17 protein-coding genes are annotated in these 16,366 nt (G+C 36.5%); 13 read left to right on the top strand and 4 right to left on the bottom strand.

Annotated features, from left to right (window positions below; genetic code table 11):
- Nucleotides 1-16 precede the first annotated feature (16 nt).
- The 3 genes from HN014_RS00725 to HN014_RS00715 are packed head-to-tail and all read left to right on the top strand — an operon-like array spanning nt 17 to nt 2,341.
- Nucleotides 17-757, top strand: a complete 741-nt coding sequence (locus HN014_RS00725) for a prolipoprotein diacylglyceryl transferase (protein ID WP_176027001.1) — start codon at nt 17-19, stop codon at nt 755-757.
- Nucleotides 747-2,141 (top strand): radical SAM protein, encoded by a 1,395-nt coding sequence (locus HN014_RS00720; protein WP_176027000.1) that lies wholly within the window; start codon nt 747-749, stop codon nt 2,139-2,141. The genes HN014_RS00725 and HN014_RS00720 overlap by 11 nt, the downstream gene beginning before the upstream one ends.
- On the top strand, nt 2,138-2,341 hold the full coding sequence (locus HN014_RS00715; RefSeq protein ID WP_176026999.1) for a hypothetical protein: 204 nt from the start codon (nt 2,138-2,140) through the stop codon (nt 2,339-2,341). The genes HN014_RS00720 and HN014_RS00715 overlap by 4 nt, the downstream gene beginning before the upstream one ends.
- 84 nt (nt 2,342-2,425) lie before the next feature.
- Here the strand turns inward: HN014_RS00715 and HN014_RS00710 are convergent, their stop codons facing one another.
- The 4 genes from HN014_RS00710 to HN014_RS00695 all read right to left on the bottom strand — a co-directional run bounded on the left by HN014_RS00710 (nt 2,426) and on the right by HN014_RS00695 (nt 6,558).
- Complete coding sequence (locus HN014_RS00710; RefSeq protein WP_176026998.1) at nt 2,426-3,700, bottom strand: T9SS type A sorting domain-containing protein; 1,275 nt, start codon at nt 3,698-3,700, stop codon at nt 2,426-2,428.
- A 418-nt stretch (nt 3,701-4,118) separates the two neighbouring features.
- On the bottom strand, nt 4,119-4,940 hold the full coding sequence (locus tag HN014_RS00705; protein WP_176026997.1) for a class I SAM-dependent methyltransferase: 822 nt from the start codon (nt 4,938-4,940) through the stop codon (nt 4,119-4,121).
- A 131-nt stretch (nt 4,941-5,071) separates the two neighbouring features.
- The gene (gene coaD / locus HN014_RS00700) at nt 5,072-5,527 is read right to left on the bottom strand and encodes a pantetheine-phosphate adenylyltransferase (RefSeq protein WP_176026996.1); all 456 of its coding nucleotides are present in this window, start codon (nt 5,525-5,527) and stop codon (nt 5,072-5,074) included.
- Nucleotides 5,528-5,586: 59 nt separating this feature from the next.
- Nucleotides 5,587-6,558, bottom strand: coding sequence for a D-alanine--D-alanine ligase (locus tag HN014_RS00695; RefSeq protein WP_176026995.1), 972 nt, complete (start codon nt 6,556-6,558; stop codon nt 5,587-5,589).
- Nucleotides 6,559-6,741: 183 nt separating this feature from the next.
- Here HN014_RS00695 and HN014_RS00690 point away from each other — a divergent pair, with 183 nt between their 5' ends.
- The 10 genes from HN014_RS00690 (at nt 6,742) to HN014_RS00645 (ending at nt 15,854) form a co-directional block, all read left to right on the top strand.
- A complete protein-coding gene (locus HN014_RS00690; RefSeq protein WP_176026994.1) occupies nt 6,742-7,317 on the top strand; it encodes a PASTA domain-containing protein in 576 nt (191 codons plus the stop codon).
- A 25-nt stretch (nt 7,318-7,342) separates the two neighbouring features.
- The gene (locus tag HN014_RS00685; protein WP_176026993.1) at nt 7,343-8,380 is read left to right on the top strand and encodes an RluA family pseudouridine synthase; all 1,038 of its coding nucleotides are present in this window, start codon (nt 7,343-7,345) and stop codon (nt 8,378-8,380) included.
- A 157-nt stretch (nt 8,381-8,537) separates the two neighbouring features.
- Nucleotides 8,538-8,729 carry a cold-shock protein gene (locus HN014_RS00680; protein ID WP_176026992.1) on the top strand — a complete coding sequence of 64 codons (192 nt, stop codon included), beginning with the start codon at nt 8,538-8,540 and terminating at the stop codon, nt 8,727-8,729.
- Nucleotides 8,730-8,895: 166 nt separating this feature from the next.
- Complete coding sequence (locus tag HN014_RS00675) at nt 8,896-9,585, top strand: nitroreductase family protein (protein WP_176026991.1); 690 nt, start codon at nt 8,896-8,898, stop codon at nt 9,583-9,585.
- Nucleotides 9,586-9,979: 394 nt separating this feature from the next.
- The gene (gene yaaA, locus HN014_RS00670; protein ID WP_176026990.1) at nt 9,980-10,741 is read left to right on the top strand and encodes a peroxide stress protein YaaA; all 762 of its coding nucleotides are present in this window, start codon (nt 9,980-9,982) and stop codon (nt 10,739-10,741) included.
- Nucleotides 10,742-11,389: 648 nt separating this feature from the next.
- Nucleotides 11,390-11,917 (top strand): TRAP transporter small permease subunit, encoded by a 528-nt coding sequence (locus HN014_RS00665; RefSeq protein ID WP_176026989.1) that lies wholly within the window; start codon nt 11,390-11,392, stop codon nt 11,915-11,917.
- A gap of 71 nt (nt 11,918-11,988) precedes the next feature.
- Complete coding sequence (locus tag HN014_RS00660; protein WP_176026988.1) at nt 11,989-13,335, top strand: TRAP transporter large permease subunit; 1,347 nt, start codon at nt 11,989-11,991, stop codon at nt 13,333-13,335.
- Nucleotides 13,336-13,385: 50 nt separating this feature from the next.
- Nucleotides 13,386-14,519, top strand: coding sequence for a TRAP transporter substrate-binding protein (locus HN014_RS00655; protein WP_254884067.1), 1,134 nt, complete (start codon nt 13,386-13,388; stop codon nt 14,517-14,519).
- 137 nt (nt 14,520-14,656) lie between these two features.
- Nucleotides 14,657-15,181, top strand: coding sequence for a hypothetical protein (locus tag HN014_RS00650; protein WP_176026987.1), 525 nt, complete (start codon nt 14,657-14,659; stop codon nt 15,179-15,181).
- Nucleotides 15,182-15,311: 130 nt separating this feature from the next.
- Nucleotides 15,312-15,854 carry a hypothetical protein gene (locus HN014_RS00645; protein WP_176026986.1) on the top strand — a complete coding sequence of 181 codons (543 nt, stop codon included), beginning with the start codon at nt 15,312-15,314 and terminating at the stop codon, nt 15,852-15,854.
- The last annotated feature ends 512 nt before the right edge of the window (nt 15,855-16,366 follow it).

The raw sequence follows: 16,366 nt of genomic DNA, 5'->3' as shown, positions 1-16,366 counted from the left end.
AATAAAAATATAAACGATGGATATTCCTTTTGAACCTGTAGTACTGGGGTATAAAGTGAATATCCATCTTGTTTTAGAATATCTCGCTTTCTTTGTCGGGTTTCGATATTATGTGTATCTAAAGAAAAAGCACAAAGATCATATTTCCTCATCAAATCGATTGACAATTATCATAGGCGCCGTTTTTGGGGCATTTATCGGTTCTCGAGTTATCGGTTTTTTAGAAAACCCAGTATCCGTATCTTCTATAGAACAAGTACTTCAATTATTAAATACCAAAACCATTATGGGAGGGCTTTTTGGTGGGCTATTAGGGGTAGAACTAATAAAAAAAATTATAGGAGAACGATCTTCTTCCGGGGATTTATTTACTTTTCCTCTGATTCTTGGAATAGCTATCGGAAGAGTCGGGTGTTTTTTATACGGAATACATGAATTTACGTACGGGAAGCCGACAACTTTCTTTACCGGAATGGATTTGGGAGATGGGGTGTTGCGACATCCGCTGGCATTATATGAATTGGTGTTTCTAGGAGTTTTGTGGAAGGTGTTGCAAGCAGTTGCCAAAAGAAAAGATTCGGTCTCAGGGATTGTTTTTAAATATTTTATGATCGCATATTTTTCGTTTCGATTTGTTATAGAATTCTTAAAACCTAATGTGTTTTTAGTCTTCGGGTTAAGTAGTATTCAGTATTTATGTATATTATGCACAATTTACTACAGAACTACGATCCGAAAACTATTATATGCCGACTAGAAAATACACGTACTATGACTACACGCTAAGCCTTTGTACTTCTTGTTTGAAAAGAATTGATGCTAAAATCGTCTTTGAGGATGAAAAAGTATATATGTTAAAACACTGCCCTGAGCACGGAAGATCCAAAGTGCTAATTGCAGATGATATTGAATATTATAAAAACATCCGAAATTATAACAAAGCTTCCGAATTTCCTTATCGTTTTAATACCAGTACGCATTATGGTTGTCCTTATGATTGCGGACTTTGTCCGGATCACGAGCAGCATTCTTGTTTGTCAATTGTAGAAGTGACAGATCGATGCAATCTGACATGCCCTACCTGTTATGCTTCTTCTTCACCACATTACGGAAGACACAGAACACTGGATGAAATTAAGAAGATGCTGGATACCATTGTAGCTAATGAAAAAGAACCTGATGTGGTGCAAATTAGTGGAGGGGAACCGACAATTCACCCTCAGTTTTTTGAAATACTGGATTATGCCAAAACACTACCGATTAGACACTTAATGGTAAATACCAATGGAGTGAGAATTGCAAAGGATAAGAAGTTTGCTGAAAAGTTAGCAGGGTATATGCCTGATTTCGAGATTTATTTGCAGTTTGATTCATTAGAAGCTGAGGTATTAGAAAAATTAAGAGGAGAAGATTTAACAGCGGTACGCAAACAGGCAATTGCACATCTGAATGTGTTTAACTTATCAACTACTTTGGTCGTTACCTTACAGAAAGGATTGAACGATCATGAAATCGGTGATGTGATTTCATATGCGATTAAACAAAAATGTGTAAGAGGGGTCACTTTTCAGCCAACTCAGATAGCGGGACGCCTGGAAGATTTTAATGAAGAAACAGATCGAATTACCCTGACAGAAGTGCGGAGAAAAATACTGGAACAGTACCCGGCTTTCGAACCGGATGATTTAATACCGGTACCGTGTAACCCTGATGCATTGGTGATGGGATATGCTTTTAAAGATGAATCAGGAATTATTCCGCTTACTCGATATATAAATCCGGCAGATTTACTGAATAATGGAAAGAATACGATTGTCTATGAGCAAGATGAAGAACTGCATGAGCGGATGTTACAGTTGTTTAGTACTGGAAATTCGGTAGATGTAGCTTCTCAGAATCTTCAATCCATCATGTGTTGCTTGCCAGATATAAAAGCTCCGGAATTAGGGTATGAAAACTTATTCCGGATTATTATTATGCAATTTATAGATGCGCATAATTTTGATGTCAGAGCCATAAAGAAATCCTGTGTCCATATTGTAGATAAAGATTATAAAATAATCCCTTTTGAAACGATGAATCTTTTTTATAGAGATGATAAAAAAGCATATCTGGAAAAACTAAAAAAAGAAAGTATATGATTCTATTAGAGCCAAACTTAGACGGATTAGTCATTTTTATTGTAATGATTATGTTAGTACCTCCGGTGATATTATTAATTATAGGATTACTGTTGCGTAAGTATAATTATCCGGTGGCCGGGAAGGTATTCATGATTTTATCCGGAATTTATCTGATCACTGGTTTGGGAACCTGTGGAGCTTTGATGATGGGGTTTTGATGTTGTGTCAAAACAAAAGCACCTTTTTAAAAAAATGATAAAAAGATGCTTTGTTATACTTCTGCTTAATATTATTAATACTGTTTAGTTTTTTATAAAGGTCTTTTGCGTAGTGAAAGTATCCGTTTTTATTTGAATAAAATACATCCCGGGCTGTAGGTCTTCTATGGTAATTTCAGGGGCGTTATTTATTCCTTTTCTAACCATTTTTCCCTGAGGATTAAAGATGCTGTAAGAAGTATTTTTACTATCACCTGATAGATGTAACCTATTTGAAGCCGGGTTCGGGTATACAGTAATTTCATTAGTAGATGTTTCTTTGTCGAATTCGTGCACATCAAAAGCTTTGGATCTTCGGGATGAAGCAAAGAATACTTTTCTTACATTTCGGGCTTTGTATGCACCTGCAGAGTGACCATATCCACGGGCTACTAACAATTTTTTATTGTCATTTCTCATATAATACCTGCGTACATAATTGGTGTAGATGCGAGCACGTTGGTATCGATTATCGCCTTGTAATTTGGCACCACATCGGACATCCAGATAACGGGTTCCTGTATCTCGCTCTCCGATCATTTGGTATACCGTTCTATTGGTTAAATTTCTTTTGATAGCAGTTGCTCCGGTAGCTCTCATATATGAATTTAGGTTCCCATTGATTCCAAATTCATATTTGTTGTAATTACTACAATTGGTAGAAGGTGTTCTAAATCTGTTTTCAGATCCGGAAATTCGACGTCTACTGTCGGGATATAGGTAGATAGAAGGCGCATAAGAAACATATTGTACTTTAACATTGGAAGGAATAGAAACGCGACTTCCGGCTGCATATCGATTGATCATTTGTCCTCCGGCAGAAAAACCAGTAATTGTCAGTGTTTTTAGATTAGGGTTATTTCTAAGTAATATTTCGACAATTTTATCAATGACCGTAAAAGAGCTAACCCGGTTGCTGTTTTGAGACAGATCTCCAAATTTCCACCTCCTGGTCCAATAAGCGTATGTGTTTTTATCCAGGTTGTGATAATTCATATGATCGAGTTCCATCATAATAGGAGAAACAATAAGGGAGTTGTTTAATTGTCCTTCAGAAATAGCTGCGGATCTTAAATTATCATACACGGATTTTCCGTATTGATTTACCCCGTGAAAAGCAATAATAGCATTAGTGATATTCGTTCTTCGGGTGCCAATAGCCAGGTTTCGCCAATATGGAATATATACTGTTTTGTTATTTACTTTAAAAGAAATTCTGGAAGGCGGTAGTCCTTCTGGCAAAGGGTTAGATTGTGCAATTACATGTGCGCTAAGTCCAAACATAATGAAGCAAAGCCAGATAGTTAGTTGTTTTTTCATGATTTGTGTTTTTGTGAGTTACTCGATAATCGAGATTTAAATGCTTCGAGGAAAAACTCGAAAATAAAGTTGATTTCCCGTGATGCCCTGTGTGTTGGCAATTAGGGAGTTAATTAGCGGGAAGTCTCTGTTCCATAAAAATAATATTAAGTTGAGTGAGTATAAATATATAGGGAACTAGTAGGTAAATGAAACAGGAGTTTACCAACTGTTTAATTTATTACATATAGCCCTTCATATTGTAAACGAAGTAAAGAAATGCAGTTTTTTATTTGAAAGAAAGTGTGCAGTAAGTAATTAACAGTCAGTTAATTTTGTTTGTGATAATTTTAAGAGGAATCTTAGCATATATATGCTTTCAAACGTAGATTGAACTGATTTTTGTTATGAAGTAAAAAAAAGATTTCAATAGTAAATGTTATCTTCTTTTTAGGATATACAAGCTTTCATTGAGGATAGCCTCTTTGATCAGTATATTTTCCTCTGGAGCATAAGTAGCTGCGAGCGTGAACTCATCTATTTCTTTCTCTACTGTATATCCATTGATAGAATGATAAAAAGAAGAAGGAATCGTCTGGTGAGCAAATAGTTCATTCGTCTGATTATTGCGATCAAAATAGTGTAGTAACCGGTTGTATACTTCAGTACTGGCTACTTCGGGTTGATAAGATACGCTTCCGATTTGATCCCCTGGTTTTTGTAATAAAGAAAAAACTTCAAACAGTTTGTTTGTAGTCGTAGTATCCAGAAAAAATAAGACACCTTCTAACAGTACAAAAGTAGGAGTATGTTGGATATACGGAGCTATTTTAGCAACGATCTCTTTTGTCGTATTTGTAGCAAAATCCACAGCGTGATAGTCGATTACCCGTGGAGGCAAGGTTCCATCTTTAATCCATTGACCAATTTGAGATTTCTTATATTCAATGATAGGTTGTTTGTCAATTTCGATTGTATGTATATGAGCAGGTAGTATAAATTGATACATGCTAAATCCTGCTCCAAAATTAATGAGTGTTCCCGTTGGGTGATGTTTGAAGAAAGCGGTAAGCTCTTCCAGAAAAAAACGATTTCTTATTGCATGTAGGATGGCTTCTTTAGAAGAAATTTGTTGAAATATTTCCGGAAGCAGAGAATTGGTCTTATCATTGTTCCACAATCTGGCATAGGGATCTTTACTAATCGTTTCGTGAAGAGATCTATAAGTAGAGACAATGAATGCTGTTTCGTGAACTTTCATAATACCCGAATTTTAAAAGAGAATAAACAAGAATGCTAATGTAGTAAATTAACAGCTTGATAAGACATAAAAAAGCTTCCTGAATACATATCCGGGAAGCTTTTTTTAGTATATAAAGAATGTGAATGTGTTTATTGTACGCGCACCGTATCAGGTACAAGCCCTGTATAATCTCCTCCATTGCGGATCACATCTCTGACAATAGAAGACGAGATATAACTTTTTCCAGAAGAGGTCAGAAGGAAAACAGTTTCTATTTCAGACATTTTCCTATTCGTGTGAGCAATTGCTTTTTCGAATTCAAAGTCCCCTGGATTACGCAATCCTCTGAGGATAAAATTGGCTTGTTGTTTTTTGCAAAAATCAACAGTTAATCCCTCGTAAGTCATTACTTTAATTTTTGGAACATCTTTAAAAGATTCCTCGATAAATCGCTTTCTTTCTTCCAGTGAAAACATGTATTTTTTATCGGCATTCACTCCAATTGCAAGAATAATTTCATCGAATAGCGTGAGTCCTCGTTCGATGATATCGTAATGCCCTAAGGTAATAGGATCAAAAGACCCCGGAAAAACAGCTCTTCTCATATGTTGTGTACTTGATCTATGATGTGCTACAAATATAGAAAACTAAATGAATTAGCATGTTACAGGCACATTTCTATCGCATTACTAAATAGTTCTGTAAGGCTGATACCTGCTTTTTGTGCTTGCTGAGGCAAGATACTTGCTTCACTTAATCCTGGATTTGTATTCATTTCTATAAAATGAGGAACCCCATTGTGGAAGATATATTCACTTCTGGAGAATCCGGACATTTTTAAAACCTGGTAGACTTTTAGTGCAATCTCTTCTACTTTCTTTCTATCTTCTTCTGATAATCTTGCCGGAGTAATCTCCTGGGATTTTCCTTCATACTTAGCTGCATAATCAAAGAATTCATTCTCCGAGACGATTTCGGTAATCGGGAGTACGATGTCTTTTCCTTTATAGTGAATAACACCTACAGACACTTCTGTTCCGCTCAGAAAAGATTCGATAATAATCTCATCATCCTCTTTATAGGCAACTTCAATGGCCGGAAGCATTTCTTCAGCGGTTTTGACTTTAGAAACCCCATAACTACTTCCGGATTTATTTGCTTTTACAAAACAAGGAAGTCCTACCTGATTAATAATCTCTTTTACATGAACCTGATCTCCCTTATTGAGGTAATAATTAGTAGCACAGGGAATTCCGTATGGTTTGACTGCACTGATGCAATCTCTTTTGTTAAAGGTTAAGGCAGCCTGATAAAAATCACAGGCAGTTTGTGGGATTCCGAGGAGCTCAAAATATGCTTGTAATAAACCATCTTCTCCCGGAGTGCCATGAACAGTATTAAAGGCTGCGTCAAAAGTAATTTTATCCCCATTGAGATGGAAAGAGAAATCACTTCGGTCAATAGGATGTCGCGCCTCTTCTTCATCCAGGTAGTACCAATCTTCCTTACTAATGATGACCCGATAAGGAGTATATTTGCTTTTATCCAGGTGTTTATAGACAACATGACCGCTATTGACAGAAATGTCGAATTCACTGGAGTATCCTCCCATAAGAATGGCTATATTTTTTTTCATGTGTATTACATATTATTTTTAGATACCATCAGGAGTATCAAAACCTCCTTCTTTTACAGTATAACGATTGCAATGACTCGTTTTGTTTTCTAGAGCTTGTGAAAACAAAAATATCATTTATCTGTGAACAAAAGCCTAAAACTTTCGGTTTTCATATCTTTGTCCAAATTATCAAATCAATCTATGAAATTACTCAAGTTTATATTCAGTAAAATGTTCCTTATCCAATTAGTAATTGCTGTGGCAATGGTGGCTATTTTATGCTTTGTGGGCCTACGTTGGTTGGATAGTACTACCAATCACGATCAGCGAATAGTAGTACCCAGTTTAAGCAAGAAAACACTTGATGAGGTAAAACTAATTTTGGAAGAACATTCATTGAGATTTGAGGTACAGGATTCAGCAAATTTTAATCCTGAGTATCCCAGGTTTTCTGTAATAGAACAAAACCCTGCGGCAGGAAATATGGTAAAAGAAAACAGAAAGATATATGTAACCCTGAACCCATCAGGATATAAGAAAGTAGAAGTCCCTAGAGTTGTACAGAAAACATTGCGTCAGGCAAAACCCCAACTATTGGCTTTAGGGTTTAAAATAGGTACCGTAACCTATAAACCGAATATAGCCAAAGACATGGTGTTAGAGTTACGATATAACGGTAAAAAACTGAGCCCGGGAACTAAATTGATGAAGACTTCTGCAATCGATTTGATTTTGGGAGATGGGAACAGAGGAACCGTAAACCTTTCTTCGGATTAAAAAAAGATAGTTTCAGTACCAGCTTATGAATACAGAAGGATTAGAACCTACAGAGGATGATTTATATGAGCATTATCGATTTGTAGCAGGAAGTGGACAAGTTCCCCTGCGCGTTGATAAGTTTTTAATGAACTTTGTAGAGAATGCCACCAGAAATAAAATACAGCAAGCAGCTAAGCAGGGCAGTGTTTTTGTCAATGATATAGCGGTGAAGTCCAATCACAAGGTAAAACCCAACGATGTGGTACGGGTACTGTTTTCTCATCCGCCATATGAGAACCTGTTGACTCCCGAAGATATTCCTCTGGATATCGTATATGAAGATGCATATCTGTTAGTCGTTAATAAACCGGCAGGGATGGTTGTACATCCGGGACATGGAAACTACTCAGGAACCTTGATCAATGCGTTAATATATCATTTTGATAATTTACCAAACAATAGTAGTGATCGACCGGGGCTGGTACACAGAATAGATAAGGATACCAGTGGGTTATTAGTCATCGCCAAGACGGAAGAAGCAATGACTCATCTGGCGAAACAGTTTTTTGATAAAACTTCTGAGCGGGAGTATGTTGCCATCGTATGGGGAAATCTGAGTGAAGATGAAGGAACCATCGAAGGGAATATAGGAAGACATCCCAAAAACCGATTGCAAAATACTGTTTTTGAAGGAGATGAATCAGAAAAGGGAAAGCCGGCAGTTACACACTATAAAGTGATAGAACGATTAGGGTATGTTACGCTAATTTCATGCCGATTAGAAACCGGGCGTACACACCAGATCAGGGTGCATATGAAACATATCGGACATACCTTGTTTAATGACGAACGATATGGAGGTGAAAAAATATTAAAAGGAACCACGTTTACCAAATACAAGCAATTCGTAGAAAATGCATTTAAGGTACTGCCAAGGCAAGCACTTCATGCCAGAACATTAGGGTTTGAACATCCGGAGACTGGAGAAATGATGAAGTTCGAAACACAGATCCCGGCAGATATGCAGGAGTGCGTAGAGAAGTGGCGTAAATATGCGAAAAATCAATTATCAGAAGGGTAGCGGAAAAAATAGCTTGATTTTTACTATAAAATACGGTTTTTTTTGAGAAAAAACGGAGATTTTTAGATTTTCATACGTAAAACTTATTTATAATCAAAACCCTTATTCAGGTAATTCTAAATTAATTAACCCTACCTTTATTCCATAATATATTATAATGAATAAAGGAACAGTAAAATTTTTTAATGAAACCAAAGGATTTGGATTCATTATTGATGAAGATTCAAAAAAAGAACACTTTGTACACATTTCTGGGGTATTAGATGAAATCCGTGAAGGTGATGAAGTAGAATTTGAATTACGAGAAGGAAGAAAAGGATTAAACGCAGTAAATGTTAAAGTAATTTAATATAGACGACATTAATTTTTTTATTGAAGAAAAGCCTGTCAGTACTGACAGGCTTTTCTTTTTTTTATTAGTATAGCTTGATTTATAGCGTTATAGGGGAATGGTTTTGTATCTTTAATACCCGTAATGTTAGTAAAGCAACAACAATAACTAAAAAAAATAAGAAATGGAATCGTTAACAGCTATTAAAATAAATGGATATACACATGTTCCGTATGTATCTCCCAGATATGACAAGGATGAAATGCTGGAACGCAGTCAGGCTTTCTATCAATGGATGGATAGCAGGCGATCAGTTCGGGAATTCTCTTCAGAGCCAGTAACAAAAGAGGTAATCGAAAATATTATTAAGACAGCTTCGACAGCCCCTTCAGGTGCACATAAGCAACCCTGGACATTTTGTGCGATTTCCAATCAGGAATTGAAAAAGAAAATACGAATTGCTGCAGAAAAAGAAGAAGTAGAAACCTATACCAATCGGATGAGTGATCGTTGGCGAAATGATTTAGCTCCCTTGGCTACTGATGCGAATAAACCATTTATAGAAGAAGCTCCCTGGATTATAGTAGCCTGTAAACGGGTGTATGAACACGAAGAAGCGGTGAAGCACAATAATTATTATGTCAATGAATCTATAGGAATTGCTAGTGGAATGTTGATTGCTGCAATTCATAATGCTGGATTGGTAACGTTGACACATACACCCAGTCCCATGAATTTCTTGACCAAAGTGCTGGATCGTCCTTCTAATGAAAGAGCCTTTTTACTTCTGCCAGTCGGGTACCCCAAGCAACCGTCTTATGTGCCTGACTTAGAAAGAAAACCGCTGGAAGAAGTCAGTGTTTTTTATGAATAAAAAAGAAATCACCTACCATTGGTATAGAACAAACTAATACTGGTATAGAAAAGAGATGTCTCATAGGGTTTTGATACTAAAGAGTCCGTTGTATTTTTGACCACGCTATGAGAAAGAAAAATATTCTCAGTGTTAGGATGTTATAAAAAAGTGTTGGCGAAGCATAGCAAACATTGCTACTTAAATAGACTGTTTGTTATGCTTTACTTAATCATCGAAATTAAGATTTATTTTCTAAATAATGCGATATGCTCTTATATCAAGGGAGTGTATTCAATATTAGAAAAGAGATTTTGTATTCATTTTTTGAACAGAAATTAGTAAGGAAGAAAACATATTTTTATCTACATTTATAACATATAACAATTAGTGTTTAATCTATAAAAGTAATCGTGTGAAAATTGTAATATCCCCGGCTAAGTCCTTGAATTTTGAGTCAGATATCCCCACTACCAAAACTACAGAAGCTGCTTTTCTAGCAGAGGCAAAAACATTGAATGCTGTATTAAAAGAAAAGAGTCCTAAGGATATAGGAGCGCTTATGAGTATTAGTGATAAACTATCAGAACTTAATTGGCAGCGTAATCAGGATTGGAAATTGCCTTTTACTAAAGAGAATGCCAGACAAGCAGTTTATGCTTTTAATGGAGATGTCTATACAGGCTTAGATGCATATACAATACCACAAGAGAAATTAGGAGTGCTGGAAGATAAACTGCGCATCCTGTCAGGGCTATACGGTATACTGAAGCCGCTGGATTTGATACAGCCCTATCGATTAGAAATGGGAACAAAAATGCCGGTAGAAGCGAATAAAAATCTCTATGGATTCTGGAAAGAAAAACTAACAGCACATCTCAATCAGGAGTTGACCGCTGATGAGTTGTTTGTTAACCTGGCTAGTAATGAATATTTTAAAGCAATCGATAAAAAAGCCCTAAAAGTACCAGTGATTACTCCGGTATTCAAAGATTGGAAAAACGATCAGCTAAAAATGATTAGTTTTTTTGCTAAAAAAGCAAGAGGGATGATGGTTCGCTTTATTGTAGATACAGGAGCCGAAACACTGGAAGATATAAAAGGGTTTAATTACGAAGGGTATGGGTATAGCGAAACACATACTACAAAACCAGAAGAACCCGTATTCATCCGATAATCATATAATGCTTTCAACAACATAAATTTCTTTTCAGTACTACTGGAAGGAGCTGCCTACGTGTACTGCCATAATCAGAGTACATATCTGTTGAAAGCATTTTTTTTATTGGCACTGCCAAGGGATGTACTATCCCAAGGCTTGCCTCGATATTAAAAATTTCTTTCTTATAGATGCCTCGTGGACTTGCTTCTAAGTAATTCACTATCCAATACATCATTCCTATAAGTATTGAGGAAAATTGTGTGTCAAAACTACCATAAACCCAATATAGCAGGTTGCTTTCTGGTGTATTTTTAACGATTATCAGGAAGTGGTAACATTATAAAATGATTGAAGAAAAGAATAGTTAGATTTCCTGGCTAATGTTTTGTGTGTTTGAATCAAGGGGATTTAATTATGAAGTGATTTAAACTTTTTCCAGCTTGCTAAAAAAATGTCTTCTTACGCTCATATTTCATAATTTTTGACTTCGTAGCCCTGCTGTACAACTAAAAAAATACTTCATCTGAACACAAAACCATTATTTTTTCACTTAACTCAAAAAAGTTTAAACCATTTCTATAAAAAAGAACTTCTGCTAGTTGTTTTATAGACTTCCAAGTTTTAGTATCTTCAACAATTCATTTGCAGAAAAAAGAAGTACATATGCAACGATGTATCACAGCACTGGATTGGATTAATAAAAAAATAGGAGTTTACGTAAGCTGGTTGGCAGTGGCTCTGGCTATTGTGATGACCATAGATGTTATTATCCGTTTTGTTTTTCAGACCACTTTTATCTGGGTTATTGAAATAGAAGTATATCTGTTTGGGATGTTATTTTTAATCGCTTCTGGCTATACTTTTTCAGAAAACAAACACGTTCGGGTTGATGTTTTTTATAGTCGCTTATCCGAAAAAGGAAAAGCCTGGATTGATTTATTAGGAGGTGTTTGTTTACTAATTCCCTGGTGTTATGTCGTGATCGTTACCTCCTGGTATTACGGGCTTACTTCCTGGATGATTGGCGAGCAATCTCCGCAACCGGGAGGATTACCAGCCTTGTATATTCTCAAGTTTTGTATCACAGTAGGTTTTACTTTTTTACTATTACAGGGGATTTCTCATATCCTCAAATGTCTTCATACTTTATTGACACCGTCAAAGGGTATAAAACCTAGAGGCTTGCCTTGAAATTTAAAATTTGTTTCTAACGAATGCTTTGTGGGTTTGTCCCGAGGTAGTTTACTTAATAAAAAATACTAATGGAATTTTTAGCAATTATCCTTTTTGTGGTCGTATTCATCCTTATTCTCAAAGGGTATCCGGTAGCATTTACACTGGGCGGAATATCAGTAGCTTTTGCTTTTGGGGTTTCCATATTTGCCCCTTCTCAATTCGATATGTCTACATTCTATTTATTGCCTTCTCGTATTATGGGAGTAGTCAATAACTATGTACTAATGGCAGTTCCCTTATTTATCTTTATGGGGATTATGCTCGAGAAATCAGGATTGGCACAAAGCCTGTTAGAGACCATGGCGATGATGTTTGGTCGTATCCGGGGAGGATTGGCGATTTCTGTAGTTGTCGTAGGTGCTCTTTTGGCAGCTTCTACAGGAATCGTAGGAGCTACAGTGGTAACGATGGGGCTGATCAGCCTTCCTACGATGCTTAAACGCGGATATAAAACAGAATTAGCAACAGGAGTTATAGCCTCCTCAGGAACCCTGGGGCAGATCATTCCTCCTTCTATTGTATTAGTGTTATTAGCTGATACAATTAATTCTTCTTCCAGAGGATCAGGAGCTGTAGATGTAGGGGCGCTCTTCTCAGCAGCTTTATATCCAGGTTTGTTACTGGTAGGATTGTATATAGCATACATCTTGATCCGTTCCTATTTGAAAAAAGAAGAAGCTCCTAGTATTCCGGCAGAAGAAATTGCTGAGTTTAAAGGAACAGATTATGGAAAAAAAGTCATAAAAGTATTACTGTTACCAGTTTTACTGATCTTATTGGTCTTGGGATCGATATTTGCAGGAGTTGCTTCACCTACTGAAGCTTCGGGAATAGGTGCTGTCGGAGCGGTTATTCTCAGTGTTATACAGAAGAAGTTTTCTTTTTCTGTCTTAAAAGAAGTTGCTAAAGAAACTACCAAATTGACTTCCATGGTCTTTTTTATCCTTTTAGGAGCGACTACTTTTACCTTGGTTTTTAGAACCCTGGGAGGGGATGGGTATTTACAGGAGCTGATCGTGTCTTCCAGACTGACGCCTATGTTATTTTTAGTATTGGTAATGGCTGTTATTTTTGTCGCTGGTTTTTTTATTGATTTTATAGAAATTATATTTATCATTGTTCCGGTAGTTACTCCGATTTTTAATGCTTTCCATATGGATATGTTGTGGGTAGGGGTATTAATGGCGTTGAATCTGCAAACCTCTTTTCTAACTCCGCCTTTTGGGTTTGCTTTATTTTATCTCAAAGGAGTGGCACCTCCCTCGGTACAAACGAACCAGATTTATAGAGGTATTATTCCTTTTATTATCATTCAGATAGGAATTGTAGGGCTTATTTTGTTTTTCCCGGAAGTTGTATTCCTATCTAAATAAATGAATTTATATACACAAATCAGTACATATTAAAAAATAAGCATATTATTATGAGACAGTATCATGAGCTAAGAAAGAATATAGGGTTCCTGATCGGAATGCTATGCATAGGATTATGTAGTTCCTGTTTAGGAGATCCCCCGGGGACGATGCGTGAAGTCTCCTATGATGTTACCAAACCAAAAAAAGTATATCATTGGAAAATGACTACTACCTGGCCTCCTAATTTCCCTGTATTGGGGGAAGTAGCAGAGAAATATGCACAATGGGTAGAGGAGTTATCCAATGGGCAATTAAAAATCAAAGTATATGGAGGAGGAGAACTGGTTCCTCCACTGGAAGCATTTGATGCAGTATCCAATGGTACTATAGAAATGGGGTGTGGGGCTGCGTATTATTGGGCAGGAAAAACACCAGCAGCTCAATTTTTTGCAGCAGTTCCGTTTGGGATGAATAGCCAGCAATTAACCGCTTGGATGGAAACAGGAGGGGGGTATGAATTATGGCGAAAAGCGTATGCTCAATTTAATCTGGTTCCTTTTTTAGGAGGAAATACCGGGGTGCAAATGGGCGGATGGTTTAATAAGGAAGTAAACAGTGTCGAAGACCTGAAAGGATTAAAGATGCGATTACCAGGAATTGGGGGCAAGGTATTGGAAAAAGCAGGAGGAGCTGCTATTCTGGTTGCAGGGGGAGAGATCTATACCAGTCTGGAACGAGGAGTAATTGATGCTACGGAGTGGATAGGTCCCTATCACGATTATAAAATGGGTTTCCATAAAATCGCCAAATATTATTACACCCCAGGGTGGCATGAACCAGGAACTCAGATGGAGTTTTTTATCAATAAACGATTATATGATGGATTGCCTCCGCACTTACAGGCAGCTATGGAAGCGGCTTCCAGGAGGGCACATTTATGGGTGTTGGCAGAGTTTGATAAACAAAATGGAATTTTTCTGGATAAACTGATCCATGAAGAAGGTGTGGAGATCAGAGAATTTTCCAAAGAAACGTTGGATGCATTACGGGGATATACAGATGAAGCAATAAAAGAATTGATAGGAGATGACCCTCTGTCTAGAGAAGTGTATGAAAGTTATGCTGCTTTCCAGAAACGCCTTGCTCCCTGGTCTGCTGTAACCGAAAAAGCGTATTATAATAAGATTCAGCAACAAAAGTAAATGAATATTTGATGTGTTTTGTAAGAGCACAAGAAGATTAGTAGTGCAAACAGCTGGGAAAATTTTTAATACAGGGGAGGAAGTGTATTTTTTGTTAATAATTTCTTAAATTTACTATGAGAATTTAATGAGATATTATGTCAAAAAAAATACCCCTTCTTCTTCTTCTTTTTATAAGCCATCTTACTGCCCAGATTGATAGGGATGCCGTATTAGGATTACCAACAGCAACGACGGCAGAGATGTTGAGTATCGTTAGTCCCTATACAGGTAGTGTTCTTTATAATACGACTGATGATTTGATCTATCGATATACAGGAACAGAATGGAGAGCAACAGAAGTTGCTATTTCTAGTGCAGAGCAATTGCGATTTGTTCGAGGAAATGTAAATGCCAATGGAACCATTGCTCAGGGAGCTGGATTTACAGTTACTAAACTTACATCGAGTAGGTATCAAATTGATTTTACAACCTCTTTTGGAGGGTTGCCAAGTGTAACCTTTACAACAGGAGACTTAGCTGCTTTAAACTCGTATGAGGATAACTTCGCTAATATCATTTTTCTATCTAATAGCAGAGTGGTGATTGTTACTGCGGATAACACAGGAGAAAATGCCCGGGAAGATTCCTGGTTTTCTTTTATTGCAGTAGGACCGGAATAATAACTAAACAGTCTTGTTCTGTATTCTGATCTTGAGATAGAAGGTCAGAACAATGATTGTATCTTCTAATGAGTTGTAGAAAGGGCAGGATTCGTTATTTTTACCTGGTATGTGAATAAAAACAAATTATATGCTAGAGGTGAAAATTGCCTTTTTTGTGATAGGTGCCTTTTTTGGCATGCAAAATGCTCGTATAGTAGCAGAAAAAACCGTAGTAACCCTTCATCCAGAGCAGCAGCTGATCGAGTTCGAACAGCAAAATTTATATGCAGTTTTAATGCGTAAAGAAGATAGTTTGCTTCTCAATGAAGAATGGAAAATATTAAATACTCCGGAAAATCGTAGTTGGGTTAAGGAAGTTTCTGATAAGGATACAGCTGTTTTGGAATTTAGAAAAGAAGATAAGTCGATTACAGCTTACATCGCATTTACCTATTCAGAGGAGAAAGTACTACAGCCTTTTGGACTCTATAAGAATAAAGAAGGGAAGTGGTGTATAAAAAACATTCCGGATTGGAATATAGAATCAAAAGAAGGAACCTTAAAAGGGGGGTATTGGGTGTTTGATGCTCAACAAAAGATCAGGTTTTCTGTTCGTCCCTATTTTGAAACGATTGAGAAGCAGGGGTATACAAAGCAGGATATATACAGTTATATCGTTCGTTCTCAATAAAAAAGTTTAGGGAGATATTTGAACTTGCTATCTCCAAAAAGCAAAGGTTACACTATAGAAATTCCATAATATCATCTATTACTGTAGATAGAAAACAAGGAAGACTCCCTTTTGGGAATAGGTTTTAGCCCGTAGAAAAGCAGCTCGAAACATTAAAATACGATTTCACAATAATACCTTATGGGCTAACAACCTAGATGATAAGAGTTGGTTGCCCAAAATAATAGAAAAAAGGTTTATAAGATGAGGTATCCAAATTTATGGGGTAAGGAGCCATTAATTTAATGTTTTGAATGCGAATATGTTGATGGGATGTAAAATTAATAATGGAGCCAGTAAACTATTGCAATATAAATGACGTTATACGAGATTAGAGAACAATACCCCGGAATAGAGATGAAAAATTACTGATTTAAGTTTTTTTTAACCCTTATCACACGGATTACGATATAATTAGCAGTAGATTTACCAGATGAGTATGATATAAATATGGCAAAGTTTTCTTGGTAGGT

It is taken from the genome of Aquimarina sp. TRL1 (genome assembly GCF_013365535.1).
Classification (GTDB): domain Bacteria; phylum Bacteroidota; class Bacteroidia; order Flavobacteriales; family Flavobacteriaceae; genus Aquimarina; species Aquimarina hainanensis.
The sequence above is the reverse complement of the archived record's forward strand: the minus strand, read 5'-3'. Positions and strand labels throughout refer to the sequence as shown.